13 protein-coding genes are annotated in these 12617 nt (G+C 66.4%); 3 read left to right on the forward strand and 10 right to left on the reverse strand.

The window, feature by feature from the left end:
• Positions 1-16 precede the first annotated feature (16 nt).
• The 3 genes from U4Y90_RS20535 to U4Y90_RS20545 all read left to right on the forward strand — a co-directional run bounded on the left by U4Y90_RS20535 (position 17) and on the right by U4Y90_RS20545 (position 2818).
• Entirely contained in the window at positions 17-1576 is a 1560-nt protein-coding gene (locus tag U4Y90_RS20535) for an MFS transporter (RefSeq protein ID WP_321797226.1), read from the forward strand.
• Between the two features lie 80 nt (positions 1577-1656).
• Complete coding sequence (locus tag U4Y90_RS20540) at positions 1657-2031, forward strand: potassium channel family protein (RefSeq protein WP_321797228.1); 375 nt, start codon at positions 1657-1659, stop codon at positions 2029-2031.
• A gap of 85 nt (positions 2032-2116) precedes the next feature.
• On the forward strand, positions 2117-2818 hold the full coding sequence (locus tag U4Y90_RS20545; RefSeq protein ID WP_321797230.1) for an SDR family NAD(P)-dependent oxidoreductase: 702 nt from the start codon (positions 2117-2119) through the stop codon (positions 2816-2818).
• 3 nt (positions 2819-2821) lie between these two features.
• Here U4Y90_RS20545 and U4Y90_RS20550 read toward each other — a convergent pair whose 3' ends face one another.
• From U4Y90_RS20550 to U4Y90_RS20595, 10 genes are all read right to left on the reverse strand, one after another.
• Positions 2822-3865, reverse strand: a complete 1044-nt coding sequence (locus tag U4Y90_RS20550) for a diguanylate cyclase (RefSeq protein WP_321797232.1) — start codon at positions 3863-3865, stop codon at positions 2822-2824.
• Positions 3866-4094: 229 nt separating this feature from the next.
• A complete protein-coding gene (locus U4Y90_RS20555; protein WP_321797233.1) occupies positions 4095-5306 on the reverse strand; it encodes a cyclopropane-fatty-acyl-phospholipid synthase family protein in 1212 nt (403 codons plus the stop codon).
• On the reverse strand, positions 5303-6073 hold the full coding sequence (locus tag U4Y90_RS20560; protein ID WP_321797234.1) for a DUF1365 domain-containing protein: 771 nt from the start codon (positions 6071-6073) through the stop codon (positions 5303-5305). The genes U4Y90_RS20555 and U4Y90_RS20560 overlap by 4 nt, the downstream gene beginning before the upstream one ends.
• On the reverse strand, positions 6070-7371 hold the full coding sequence (locus tag U4Y90_RS20565; protein WP_321797236.1) for an NAD(P)/FAD-dependent oxidoreductase: 1302 nt from the start codon (positions 7369-7371) through the stop codon (positions 6070-6072). The genes U4Y90_RS20560 and U4Y90_RS20565 overlap by 4 nt, the downstream gene beginning before the upstream one ends.
• 109 nt (positions 7372-7480) lie before the next feature.
• On the reverse strand, positions 7481-8086 hold the full coding sequence (locus tag U4Y90_RS20570; protein ID WP_321797238.1) for a lipocalin family protein: 606 nt from the start codon (positions 8084-8086) through the stop codon (positions 7481-7483).
• Entirely contained in the window at positions 8083-9204 is a 1122-nt protein-coding gene (locus U4Y90_RS20575; protein ID WP_321797240.1) for a cyclopropane-fatty-acyl-phospholipid synthase family protein, read from the reverse strand. Before U4Y90_RS20575 ends, U4Y90_RS20570 begins: the two co-directional genes overlap by 4 nt.
• A complete protein-coding gene (locus tag U4Y90_RS20580) occupies positions 9201-10004 on the reverse strand; it encodes a DUF1295 domain-containing protein (RefSeq protein WP_321797241.1) in 804 nt (267 codons plus the stop codon). The genes U4Y90_RS20575 and U4Y90_RS20580 overlap by 4 nt, the downstream gene beginning before the upstream one ends.
• Positions 10005-10168: 164 nt before the next feature.
• Positions 10169-10903: an anti-sigma factor domain-containing protein gene (locus U4Y90_RS20585; protein ID WP_321797243.1), complete on the reverse strand. Its 735-nt coding sequence runs from the start codon at positions 10901-10903 to the stop codon at positions 10169-10171.
• Positions 10900-11505: a sigma-70 family RNA polymerase sigma factor gene (locus tag U4Y90_RS20590; RefSeq protein WP_321797244.1), complete on the reverse strand. Its 606-nt coding sequence runs from the start codon at positions 11503-11505 to the stop codon at positions 10900-10902. The genes U4Y90_RS20585 and U4Y90_RS20590 overlap by 4 nt, the downstream gene beginning before the upstream one ends.
• Before the next feature lie 107 nt (positions 11506-11612).
• The gene (locus U4Y90_RS20595; protein ID WP_321797246.1) at positions 11613-12056 is read right to left on the reverse strand and encodes an SET domain-containing protein; all 444 of its coding nucleotides are present in this window, start codon (positions 12054-12056) and stop codon (positions 11613-11615) included.
• Positions 12057-12617 lie beyond the last annotated feature (561 nt).

A 12617-nucleotide genomic window follows, 5' to 3' on the forward strand; every position in this document is an offset into this window, starting at 1 on the left:
CTCGGTTCGCATTGTCATGTCGATAACCTCCGAAAACCGCTTCGTCCTGCTCACCGCATCCGCGACGTGCGCGCTGATCACGCTCGACACGAATGTCGTCGCGGTGGCGCTGCCGTCCATCGCGCGCGATTTCCACGCCGGTTTCGCCGATGTCGAATGGGTCGTGAGCGCTTATATGGTCGCGTTCGCGGCGTGCTTGCTGCCGGCGGGCGCGCTCGCCGATCGCATCGGCCGCAAGAAGATGCTGATCGCGGGGCTCGCGGTTTTCTTGCTTGCATCGCTCGGTTGCGGGCTCGCGCCGTCGGCGCTGGCGCTGAACCTCGCGCGCGCGGGGAAGGGCGTCGGCGCGGCGATGTTGCTCACGTCGGCGCTCGCGATCATCGCGAACACGTTCCACGAAGGGGCGGCGCGCGCCCGCGCGTGGGCGGTGTGGGGCACGTGCATGGGCCTGTCGACGACCATTGCGCCGCTCGTCGGCGGCGTCATCACGCAATGGGCCGGCTGGCGCTGGATCTTCCTGATGAATCTGCCGATCTGCGCGGCGCTCGCCGCATGCGCCTGGCGCGGCATACGCGAGTCGCGCAACCGCGAAGCCGGAGCGCTCGATCTCGCGGGAAGCGCGCTCTTCGCCGCCGCGCTCGCGCTCGGCATCTGGGCGCTGATCGACGCGCAAGCCGAAGGCTGGACGGACTGGCGCACGGCGGCGCGCCTCGGCGCGTGCGCGGCGTTCCTGATCGTCTTCGTGCGGGCGCAACGTGCGCGTGAGCACGCGATGATCGACCTCGCGCTGTTCCGTCAGCCGCGCTTCGTGGCCGCCGTGCTCGCGATGTTCGGCTACGCCGCCTGCGCGCAGGTGATGATGACCTTCCTGCCGCTCTATCTGCAAAACGCGTTCGGACTGCCGGCGGTGCGCGCCGGCCTCGGGATGTTGCCGTTCGCGGTCGCGATGGTCGTCGGTCCGCACATCGGCGCATCGCTCGGCAAGCGCGTTCCGGGCATGGCGCTACTCGCGCTCGGGCTCGCGATCGTCGGCGCGGGCAATCTGCTGACGGCGTTCTTCGCGGGCATGTCGAATTACGGGCCGATCGCGGCGGGCATGATCGTGACGGGCCTCGGCGCGGGCGTGCTCAACGGCGACACGCAAAAGGCGATCATGGCGTGCGTGCCGGCGAATCGCACCGGCATGGCCTCGGGCATCAGCACGACGACGCGCTTCACCGCGATCGTCACGTCGGTGGGCGTGCTGGGCGCGGTGCTCGCGACCCGCACGCGCGTCGCGCTTGATGCCGGTGCGTCGAGTCTCGCCGATCCGGCGAGCGTGCGCGATGCCGCGTTTCTCTCGCGCCTGCTCGCGGGCGATCTCGCCCATGCGGGCGAAGGCCTTGCTGGAGCGCAGGGCCCGGCGATCACGCGAATCGCGCGCGAGAGCTTCGCGAGCGGTTTCGCGGCGGCGCTCGGCGCGGCGGGCCTGTGCGCACTGGCGATCGCGGCGGCGGTATGGCTGCTCGCGGGGCGCGCGTCCGTGCAAAGCGGCGCGAAAGCATCGGGAAAGGCGAAATCGGCGTTGGCTGAATAACGAACCCGAAAGCTTCCGGGCAAGCGTCCCCGAAAGGTAGGATGGCCGCTTTGTTCAGACGCAGCGCAGGCCCAGCCCCAATGAACCACATCACGAAACTCTTCCAGGCCGAGAAGATCAATTCACGTCGCGCGACGCTCGAATTCGTCCGGGCGCTCTGGCATTTGCGCTCGCTCCTCGGCATGCTGCTGATCGTGTTCGTCGGGCTGTCGACGGCGATGTTCTGGTTCGGCGTGCCCGTCGACAGCGCCTCGCACGCGCGCGCTTCCTTCGGCGAGACGCTCTATCTCTGCGGCGTGACGGCGCTCACCATCGGCTATGGCGACGTGGTCCCGACGACGTCCATCGGACGGGTTTTGTCCGTGCTGCTGGGCTTGCAGGGCGTGCTATTCACCGGCGTGACCACGGCAGTCGCCGTTTTCGCGGTACAGCGCGCGGCGGCCAGGCCCAGCTGAGGCGTGCCGTAACGTATCTTTCCCGGCCACCCGGCGCGTTCCGTCCTATGCTTCATCTGCCTTCATCAAACGGAGCGGCAACGCAATGAACAGCCTGGAAGGAAGAATCGTCGCCGTCACGGGCGGCTTCGGCAGTCTGGGACTCGCGACGGCGCGCGTGCTCGCCGGGCGCGGCGCGCGCGTCGCGCTGATCGGCCACGCCGCGACCTCGGATGCCTTGCCCGCGCCGCTCGACGATGCCTGCATCGTGACCGGCATCGATCTGACGGATGCGGCGTCGGCGCAAAGGGCCATCGATACCGTCGTTCAGCAGGCAGGCGGCCTGCACGCGCTCGTGAACGTGGCCGGCGCGTTCAATTGGCAAACGATCGCGGACGGCAGCGTCGACACCTGGCAATCGATGTTCGACGTCAACGTGAAGACCGCGCTCAACGCATCGAAGGCGGCGCTCGCGCCGCTGCGCGCACAGGAAGGCGGGCGCATCGTCAATATCGGCGCGCTGGCGGCGATGAAAGCGGGAATGGGGATGGGCGCCTACGCGGCATCGAAGGCCGCGCTGTTGCGCCTGACCGAGGCGCTCGCCGAAGAACTGAAGGACACGGGCGTGACGGTGAACGCGGTGTTGCCGTCGATCATCGACACCGCGCCGAATCGCCGCGACATGCCCGACGCCGATTTTTCCCGCTGGGTGAAGCCGGACGAACTCGGCGCGGTGATCGCGTTCCTGCTCTCGCCCGATGCGCAGTGCATCACGGGCGCGGCGATTCCGGTGACGGGCCGCGTCTGAAACTCAGCGCGACTGCGCCTTGAAGCCTTCGCCCCGCATGCCCGCGCGATCCACGGCCGCGATGCGATTGCGGCCGTTGTCCTTCGCCTGATACAACTGCGCGTCGGTGAGATTGATGAACGCCGTCACGTCCATGCGCTCGCCGGGCGCGACGGTGCCCACCCCGAAGCTCGCCGTCACTTGCTGATCGTGCGGCGAGCGCACGTGCGGGATCGCTTCTCCGCCGATCAGCGCACGGCAGCGCTCCGCGATGCGCATCGCGGCTTCCGCATCGGTATCGGCGAGAATCAGCGCGAACTCTTCGCCGCCGAACCGGCCGAGAAAATGTTGCGGGCCCGCCGCCTCGCCGAGCACGCGCGCGACGCGCCTCAGACATTCGTCGCCTTGAACGTGGCCGTAATAATCGTTGTACGACTTGAAGAAGTCGATATCGATCATCACTAGCGACAGCGGCTTGCCCGATTCCTTCGCGGCATCCCATTCGCGCGCCATCACCTCGTCGAAGCGGCGGCGGTTGCCGACGCCCGTCAGGCTGTCGCTGAACGACAGGCGCTCCAGTTCCTGCTGCAACTGCGCGAGCTTTTCCTCGGTGCGCTTGCGTTCGCTGATATCGAACATGAATCCGATCAGCGCTTCGACCTCGCCCTTTTCGTTGCGCTCGACGTGCACGACATCGCGCAGCCAGACGTAGCCGCCATCGCGTGTGAGTGCGCGGTAATCGGCTTCGTGATCCGTGCCCGCCTTCGACTGCGAGACGCAGAAGTCGACCACCGCCTGGCGATCGTCGGGATGCATGCGCTCGGCCCAGTCATGCACCGTCTTCCACGAGGAAGGCGCCCAGCCGAGCAGGGCCTCGATTTGCGGCCCGATGTAGGCGAACTCCATCGTCGCCCAGTCGATCTTCCAGGGAATCGCCTTGGTCGATTCGAGCAGCGTGCGATAGACGGCGTGATCGTCCTCGCCGAGCGCGCGCTCTGGCGGCGCGAGCGTGTCTTCGTGTCGCAGGAAAGCGGCCTGGAGCGGGCTAGGGGATGAGTCGCGATTCATCGTGTCGGGGGCGGCGGCCGCGGTTTGACGTGTACGTTGTTATCGGCCGCGCCCGGGGAATCTGAAGGGTGGCATCGCGCGCGATCGGGCGATGCGCCAGAGGTTTCAGACTTTACTGGTGTGAAGCGCGCGCCCGCCTGACTATGCTCGCCGGGTAGCTTTAACGCTACACGGTGGTCTCGTAACTTTGCCCCGACTCGTTCGGGGCATTTTTTTTCGCCGGCTGCGTTCACGCCGCGCGCGACACCACGAAGTGCATGACATCCGTGCGCGCCTCGTCGAAGCCGGCTTCGCAATAGGCCAGATACAACCGCCAGGTGCGCACGAAGTGCTCGTCGAATCCCTGGGCGCGGACCGCTTCGGTGCGCGCCTCGAAGGCTTTGCGCCAATATCGCAGCGTGCGGGCATAGTCGGCGCCGAAAGAGAGCGTCGCGTGTGCGTCGAGCCGTGCGCGCCGCGCCGCGCGCACGAAGCGCTCGGGACTCGGCAACATGCCGCCCGGAAAGATCGTTTCGCGAATGAAATCGCTCGATGCCCGATAGTCCGCAAAGCGCGCGTCGTCGATGGTGATCGACTGCACGAGCGCTTTCGCGCCCGGCGCGAGACAAAGGCGCAACGTGCGGAAATAGGTCGGCCAGAACCGCTCGCCCACTGCTTCGAACATTTCGATCGACACCACCGCGTCGTACTGGCCGCGCACATCGCGATAGTCTCGCAACTCGATATCGACGAGCCCGCTCGAACCCTCGCGAGCGATGCGCTCCGTGGCGAACGCGTGCTGCGCGGGCGAGATCGTCACGCCGTGCACGCGAATGCCGAGGCGCGCCGCGTGTCGCGCGAAGCCGCCCCAGCCGCAGCCGATCTCCAGCACGCGCATGCCGGCCGTCAGCCCGAGCGTATCGACGATGCGCTGATACTTGCGATGCTGCGCGGCTTCGAGCGAAAGCTCGGCGTCGCCGTCGAACCAGGCGCTCGAATAGGTCCAGGTCGGATCGAGCCAGAGCGCGTAAAACGCATTGCCGATGTCGTAATGCGCGTGAATATTGCGGCGGCTGCCCGCACGCGTGTTCAGCCGCAGACGATGCCGCGCGTTATGCCACCATTGCGCGAGGACGCCGCCTGCGACAGTGCGCTCGAGCGCCGCCTCGTTGCGGAGCGCGAGCTGCAGCAACGCGTACGGATCGGGCGTGTCGAGCCATTGCGCGCAATACGCCTGCGCGAAGCCGATGTCGCCCTCGCGCAGGATCGCGCGGCAGGCGCGCCAGTCGTGGATGAAAAGGCGCGCGGCCGGCTGCATGAGCGGATCGCCGAACACGCAGCGTCCGCCGTCTGGCGTCACGAGCATCAGATGCCCCGCGCTGATTCGACGCAGGAGGCCTAAAAAAATCCGCGCGGACAGCGGCATCGACGGTGTCGCGGAAAAGGACCGCAGCAAATTCATGATCGAGCCTTTTGGTTCGTTTCTTCCGCATTCGGCGGATGCCTGCCGTGAAAGGGCACGCGCTTCATCCACAGCCGGAGCGCCTGCCAGTGAATGCGCACGATGACGCTCGCGGCGAAGAGCGGCGCGCCGAGCAGCGTGCGCCATGCGAGCGCGCCGGTGAGCGGCCGCGCCGCGAGACCGATCGCGGTCCGGATCAACAGACCGTCGCGGTCGCGATAATCGATCGAGATGCTCAGACGATCGTCATGACGCCGCACCCGAAACGCGTAATCGCCGACGACGTCGCAAAAGGGCGAGACGTGCAGCGTCTTGCGGCAGACGAGCACGGTGTCGTTGGTGATCGGCGCATGATCGTTCGCGCTCAGCAAGTAGCCGCAATGCTCGCCGAAGGTGTTGCGCACATCGGCGTAGAGCGCGCGCAACGCGCCGGCGCGGTCGTGGCAGAACCAGAAGCTCACCGGATTGAACGCGTAGCCGAATACGCGCGGAATCGTCAGCAGATGGATTTCGCCATCGGCGGGAATGCGCGCCTGGGCGAGGCACGCGCGCATCCAGAGATCGAGATCGCAGTCGTCGCGCGGACCGTGATCGCGCCTGAACAGCGCGAGCGGCCGGAGGCGGTCGATGCCGAACCACGCGCGGCGCAGCGCGTCGAGCCGCGCGACATCGCAACAGATGTAGCGCACGGGATATTCGAAGCGGTGCCGCGCCGGGCGCAGCCGCTCATGCATCACGCGGCCCGTCAGCCATAGCGCCGTTCTCATGGTTTCGCCCACGCCGGCTGCACGCCGAAATCGCGCGCGACGCGCAACGCCGACTTCAAGCCGTCTTCGTGAAAGCCGTAGCCGGTCCATGCGCCCGCGTGCCACGTGCGGCGCGCACCCTGAATGCGCGGCAGACGCGCCTGAGCGTCGATGGCGGCGAGGTCCAAGAGCGGATGCTCGTATTCGTAGCGGCCGAGCTGCAGTCCGGGCGCGGGCTCATCGACGGGATTGAGCGTCACGACCACGGGTGTTTCGAAGGGCAAGGGTTGAAGCTGATTGAGCAGATAGCTCACGCAGACCGGCGCGGCCGCGTCCCGCGCAAGCCCCGCGCGCGCGCCGATGTAGTTCCACGCCGACCACACGCGGCGGCGGCGCGGCAACAGCGCGCAGTCCGTGTGCAGCACCGCGAGGTTGCGCTGATAGCGCACCGCGCCGAGCAATGCGCGCTCTTCGGCGGACGCGTCGTCGAGCAGGCGAAGACTCGTCGGCGCGTGCGTGGCGAGCACAACGGCGTCGAAGCGCTCGGGACCGGCATCGTCGGTCATCACGATGACGCCTTCATCGTCGCGGCGAACGCGTCGCACCGGCGTTTGCGTGCGCACATCGTCGAGCGTGGCCGCGATGCGCTGCACATAGTCGCGCGCGCCGCCGGCGACCGTCTTCCACGGCGGTCGATCGCTCACCTGCAACAGCGCGTGATTGAGACAGAACCGCAGAAAGGTGGCAGCGGGAAAGCGCAGGATATCGTTCGCCGCGCTCGACCAGATCGCCGCGGCCATCGGCAGAAGATAGTGGCGCTGGAACGGTGCGCCGTACCCGCCCTCGACGAGTAGTTCACCGACCGAGCATCGATTCGCGCTCGCATGCTGCAGATGCGTATGCGCCGATGCATTGAAGCGCAGGATATCGCGCAGCATGCCGAGAAACGACGGCGAAAACAGATTGTGCCGCTGCGCGAACACGGTGTTGAGATTCGTGCCCGCCCATTCGAAACGGCCGCCGTCGAGTGAAACGGAAAACGACATGTCGCTGCGATGCGCGGTGACACCGAGTTCGGCGAACAGCGCGTTGAGATTCGGATACGTGCGGTCATTGAATACGAGGAAACCCGTGTCGACCGGATGTCGAGCGCCATCGAGCGCGACATCGACGGTATGCGTATGCCCGCCCAGATAACCGGCCGCTTCGAACAGCGTCACGCGATGCGCCCGCGAGAGCAAATACGCGCTCGCGAGACCGGCGATCCCCGCGCCGATCACCGCGATGCGCAGTCTTTCTCCATGTGTCGATGGGTTCATGCAGTGCGGTCTCCTCGCGCCAGAAGGTCTCCTCGCGCCACGTGGACGCGGCTGTTTTCGAACAGATACGAGAGAGCCGCGCGGACGGATGCACGCGCGTCGCGCCTGGTCACTCGCGCTGTCCGGGACTTTGAAAGCCGGGCTGGCCGATCTGCTCGGGCGATTGCGGCACGCGGCGAAAGCGCGCGGTGTCGTAGCCCATCGCGTCGAGGCGGGCGAGCATCGAGCGATAGACGTCGTCGTTCATCGACGGCTCGCGCGAGAAGATCCAGCCGAGCTTCTTGTCCGGATAGCCGAGGATCGTGTAGCGATAGTCGGGATCGACGTAGAGCGTGAGTTGCGTCACGCGGATCGGCCAGAAAAGCTGCACGCTCCATTCGCCGCCATTGCTGCCGGGCTTCACGGTATCGACGAAGCGATGCGTGGTTTCCTGATTGCCGAAGCCGTTCTTGCGGCCGTGAAAGACGTCGTCGATCCTGCCGTCCGCGCGCAGCGACCATTCGACATGCGTGCCGACGAAATCGCGCTCGGCGAAGTACGGAATGTTCGCGATGACGTACCAGCGCCCCATGTAGCGCGGCACATCGACAGGCACGGTTTCGAGCGGCCGATCCGCGCGCGGATTCGGATTCGGCGGGCTCGAACAACTCGCCAGTGCCACCACGACGCCCGCCGCCACCAGCGCAACGACGAACGCCCGCTTCGAATTTCTCATGACGTCACCTTCGTCGGTCGCTTCTCGAACAGAAGATGCGCGACGCCCCATTCGCTGCCGCGCGCATAGCCGAACAGTTCGGCCACGGCCATATAGAACATGCGCCAGCGCTGAAACCAGAGCGCGGCGCTGGCGCCGTAGACGTCGCGGAGCATCGGCATCACGCGATCGCGCGCGGCGTCGAGCGAGGCGAGCCATCCGTTCGCGGTGCGCGCATAGTGCGTGCCGTTCACCCACCATTGGCGCGTCACGCGCAGATCGTCCTGAAAGTGCAGCAGCAGCGAGGCGGACGGCATCGTGCCGCCGGTGAAGAAGTAACGCGACATCCAGTCGCCGCCGTCGCGCGACGTGAAGTGATAGGCGAGCGTCTCGTGCGCGAAGTGGTGGACAAAAAGTCGTCCGTCATCGGCGAGCCAGCGCGCGATCTTCGCGAGCAGAAGGCCGTAGTGCTTCATGTGCTCGAACATTTCGATCGACAGAATGCGATCGAACGGCGCTTCGTCATGCGCGAAATCGAAATCGACGATATCGCCCGTCACGACGCGCAGATTGTCGAGCTTGCGCTGCTTCGCGCGCGCTTCGATGAACCCGCGCTGCCCGCGCGAATTCGACAGCGCCACCACTTGCGCGCGCGGCAGGCGCTCGGCCAGCCACAGCGCGAGCGAGCCCCAGCCGCAGCCGAGATCGAGGATGCGCTGGCCGTCCGCGAGTTGCGCGCGATCCGCATACAGTTCGAGCATTGCGAGCTCGGCTTGCGCGAGCGTCTCATTGCCACGCGGATAGAATCCGCACGAATATTTCAGACGCGGGCCGAGATGCGCTTCGAAAAAGGCATCCGGCAACTCGTAGTGCTGCGCGTTGGCTGCTTGCGTATCGATGGCGATCGGGCTCGCGCGCAGTTCGTTCAGGAAATGTCCGAAGGCTTGGGTGCGCAGCGCGCCGTCGTTCGCGTGCTCGTCGATCAGACGCTGGCGAATCAGCATGCGCATGCCGGCGCGCACGAGCGCATCGGGCAAGAAACCGCGCTCGCACCAGCGAATGATCCGGCTTTCGTCGAGCGCGGGCATGTCGGCGGGTGTCGCGGGAATGGCGGACGTGTGGCGCGCGGCGGGATTCATCGGCTTGTCCTTGATTTGTTCACGTGCGTTTGCCCCGGCCAGGGAATCAGCGCGCTCGTCGTGCGCATGTAGTCGCGGTAGCCGTCGCGTGTAGCGGCCAGATGCGCTTCCAGAATCGGAATGCCCGATACCTTCAGCAGCAGCCACGCCATCAGCACGGGCGGCGCGAGCGTGGCCCAGGCCCACGGCGTGTCGATCGACAGGACGGCGTAGGCCACCCAGTGCACGCATTCGAAGAAATAGTTCGGATGACGCGAATAGCGCCACCAACCGTCGCGGCACGTTTTCCCGCGATGCGCAGGATCGGCGACGAAGCGTTTCAACTGACGATCGGCCGCTGCTTCGCCCGCCACGGCGATGAGCCAGATGACGACGAATCCCGCGATGCACAGCGGACTCGCTGCATCGCGCACATAGGCGGGGACGAAGAACGCGATGGCGAGCAGCATCGAAATGAAGGCCTGCAACTGGAAGAAGCCGAGCATGTTGCGCGCGGCGTGTTCGCCCCAGCGTTCGCGAAACGCGCGATAGCGCCGGTCTTCCGGCTTGCCGTGATTGCGCCGCCACAGATGCCACGCGAGCCTCGCGCCCCAGAGCGCGCCGCCCGCCGCGACGCACGCGCGATTGACCGTTGCCCCGGTTGCGCACGCGCCGATGAAAAGCGCGGCCGCGCCGAGCGACGCGGCCCAGACCGGATCGACCATGCCGGCGTTTTCCGTGCGCAACTGCCAGAGCCACGCGACGAAAAACACCAGCACGAATCCGATGACGACGATAACGAGGGTGACGACGACGGGCATGGCGGCTCCGCAAACACGCGTTCACCGAGCAATACGGATGCCGCGTGCGTGCGGATGCAGCGAACGAAAAATGGACGTTGGCGGTGAGAAAGGCGCGACGCGATGCGGTCGCGCTATCGCGTGTGGGTGGATCGACTGCGCGTCGCGCGCAAAGACTGCAATCGTCAGGTCGAATGCATCTGGCCGGTCGCGAGCACCGTTCCGGTCGGCGCGCCGGTCGGCGAGCCACCGGGCGGCTCGTCCGATACCGCGAGCACCGCCTGTGCGCTCATCTGCGCGACGATCGCGGGCGGCAGCGTCACCGTCGCGGGACGATCGGCGGGGAAGACGCCCAGCGCAATCGGCTTCGCGTTCGGCGGGATGAGCCAGAGCTCCGTCGCGCGATTCTCGGGGATCGCCGCGCGCGACGCAGGCACGACGACCAGGCGCGCGCGCCGCAAGTCGACGGTTGCGGTCCAGTGGACGACGCCGTCCTTGCGCGCGAGCGCCGCGACCATGTACTCGGCGGGGACAGCCGCTGTCGTCGGCGCTTGGGGCGCCTGCCGCAACAGCGTGAAGGTGACGCCGAGCAGGACGAGCGCGGCGACGCTCGCGCCGATCGTGAGTCCGCGCCACACGCTCAGGCTGTCCCGCCAGCGCTTGCGCGCCGGTGCGCCCGGCTGCGGCGTCATGAAACCCAGGTCGCGACGAATGCGCGTCCACACGCGTTCGGGCGGCGCGATCGCGTGGACCTCGTCCGCGAGCGATGCGAGCCGTTGCTGCCACGCATCGAGCGCGCGCTGCAACGCAGGATCGCGCGACACATCCGCTTCGAGCGCCGCGCGTTCGTCTGCATCGAGCACGCCGAGCGCGTATTCGGCGCAGCGCAGATCGTCGTCATCGCGTGCGGGCGTGTTCATTGTTCGAGGCAGAGCTTGAGTTGCATCAGGCTGCGGCGAATCCAGCTTTTCATCGTGCCGAGCGGCACGGCGAGCCGTTGCGCCAGCTCGCCATACGTCGCGCCGGTGAAGAACGCTTCGCGAATCGCGCCCTTCTGTTGCGGATCGAGCCGGTCGAGACAATCTTCGAGCCGCCGCCGTTGCTCGCTCGATTCGGCCGCGACGGCGGGTGTCGGCGATTCGTCGGCGATCTCGCTCGCATCGTTTTCGCCGAGCAGTTCCTCGCGACGTTGCCGCATGCGGTCGATCGTGCGATTGCGCGCGAGCGCGACGAGCCACGTGATCGCGCTGCCGCGCGCCGGATCGAAGGTATCCGCGCGGCGCCAGGCGGTGGCGAACACTTCTTGCAGGATGTCTTCCGCTTCGCCGCGGTCGTGGATCATGCGCACGATCACGCCGAACACGCGCGGCGAGGTCGCGCGATACAACTCGGCGAACGCTTGTTCGTCACCGCTCGCGACGTTCGCGAGCATCTGGTTGACGCGCTCGCGGCGCAGGCGATCGGCGTCGCCGGGGGAATCCGGGTCGACGTCCGCGGTGCCGCCTGAAGTGGTGTCCGTCATGGGCAGAATGAGTATTTCGTGCAATGTAATAGCACGCCTCGCGGCTCATGTCATCGATGAATGACGATACGAACGGCGAGCCTTCGAGGATGCAGCGGGCGTGCCCGCTACTTGCGCGACGACAGCATGGTTCCCCGGCAACCCGACGCGAGACATCGGCAAGCATACAGCCGCTTCATCGCGGCGGTGCGTCGGCCGTCGACGGTCAGGCAATAGTCGATGAACAGCTCCTGCCCCTTCTCGATCGGCCGGATCGCGCGGATGAACACGCGCTCGCCGTCCTGCTCCGCTTCGCAGTTCGGCGCGCAACTGTGATTCAGCCAGCGCGCCGAGTTGCCGCCGCGCGCACCGTCGATGACGCTGCCGTCATCGAGACCGAAGAGAAATGTATGACCATCCTCCGCGGCCGATTTCGCGTGCATGCGTTGCGCTTCCTTCCACGACAGGCGCAGGCCTTTGTATTCGAGCAGCAGTGAGCCCGTGGGCAGATCGGCGAGCGCGAAAACGCCCCGGCCATGAACGGGCGAAGTCCGGACAATGATTCGACGCATGGTGTGACGGTTCGCAGTGAGGAGGTTGAATATTTGAGTGAAGACGTGAGCATCGTTATGATGTGGCCGTCATAAATCGTTGTCACGTCCATGCCCGCAGTTTCTCCCCGCAAGAGCAGGAAGCGCAAGCCACTACGCGGCTCGCTTGCGCGATATCGCAACCGGATCGTCGAAGTACTCGGGGAGGCGCGCGGCGAGCGCGTGATGATACGTTCGATTCATGACGACGGCATCGAGCGGCGCACGGCCGTGAAGTGGATCAATCTGCTGCCGCTCGATACGGAACTGTTCTAGCTGTCGTGGTGCGCCCCGTTCAGCTCTGCTGCTGCCCGAGCAAGCGCGACAGGTCGGCGCTCGCGTGCCTGACGAGCTCCGAGAACTGCTCGACGCGCTGCTCGGTGACCCGCACGCTCGGCCCGAAAGTACGATGTGCCCACCAGATTCACCGACACCATGCGCTGCCATTCTTCCGGCGTCGCGTCGGCGAGCGCGCTGTAATTGCGCAGACGGACAACATCACATTCGGATTTGGAGCTGAGCATGGACCAGAACATATCGGAA

Source organism: Caballeronia sp. J97, assembly GCF_905220305.1.
Lineage (GTDB): Bacteria > Pseudomonadota > Gammaproteobacteria > Burkholderiales > Burkholderiaceae > Caballeronia.

What these genes read in the sequence shown, in the direction of transcription:
- U4Y90_RS20585 (WP_321797243.1), bottom strand. Translation starts at nt 10,903, where the DNA reads ATGAACACGCCCGCACGCGATGACGACGATCTGCGCTGCGCCGAATAC.
- U4Y90_RS20565 (WP_321797236.1), bottom strand. Translation starts at nt 7,371, where the DNA reads ATGAACCCATCGACACATGGAGAAAGACTGCGCATCGCGGTGATCGGC.
- U4Y90_RS20535 (WP_321797226.1), top strand. Translation starts at nt 17, where the DNA reads ATGTCGATAACCTCCGAAAACCGCTTCGTCCTGCTCACCGCATCCGCG.
- U4Y90_RS20580 (WP_321797241.1), bottom strand. Translation starts at nt 10,004, where the DNA reads ATGCCCGTCGTCGTCACCCTCGTTATCGTCGTCATCGGATTCGTGCTG.
- U4Y90_RS20570 (WP_321797238.1), bottom strand. Translation starts at nt 8,086, where the DNA reads ATGAGAAATTCGAAGCGGGCGTTCGTCGTTGCGCTGGTGGCGGCGGGC.
- U4Y90_RS20595 (WP_321797246.1), bottom strand. Translation starts at nt 12,056, where the DNA reads ATGCGTCGAATCATTGTCCGGACTTCGCCCGTTCATGGCCGGGGCGTT.
- U4Y90_RS20555 (WP_321797233.1), bottom strand. Translation starts at nt 5,306, where the DNA reads ATGAATTTGCTGCGGTCCTTTTCCGCGACACCGTCGATGCCGCTGTCC.
- U4Y90_RS20545 (WP_321797230.1), top strand. Translation starts at nt 2,117, where the DNA reads ATGAACAGCCTGGAAGGAAGAATCGTCGCCGTCACGGGCGGCTTCGGC.
- U4Y90_RS20540 (WP_321797228.1), top strand. Translation starts at nt 1,657, where the DNA reads ATGAACCACATCACGAAACTCTTCCAGGCCGAGAAGATCAATTCACGT.
- U4Y90_RS20550 (WP_321797232.1), bottom strand. Translation starts at nt 3,865, where the DNA reads ATGAATCGCGACTCATCCCCTAGCCCGCTCCAGGCCGCTTTCCTGCGA.
- U4Y90_RS20590 (WP_321797244.1), bottom strand. Translation starts at nt 11,505, where the DNA reads ATGACGGACACCACTTCAGGCGGCACCGCGGACGTCGACCCGGATTCC.
- U4Y90_RS20575 (WP_321797240.1), bottom strand. Translation starts at nt 9,204, where the DNA reads ATGAATCCCGCCGCGCGCCACACGTCCGCCATTCCCGCGACACCCGCC.
- U4Y90_RS20560 (WP_321797234.1), bottom strand. Translation starts at nt 6,073, where the DNA reads ATGAGAACGGCGCTATGGCTGACGGGCCGCGTGATGCATGAGCGGCTG.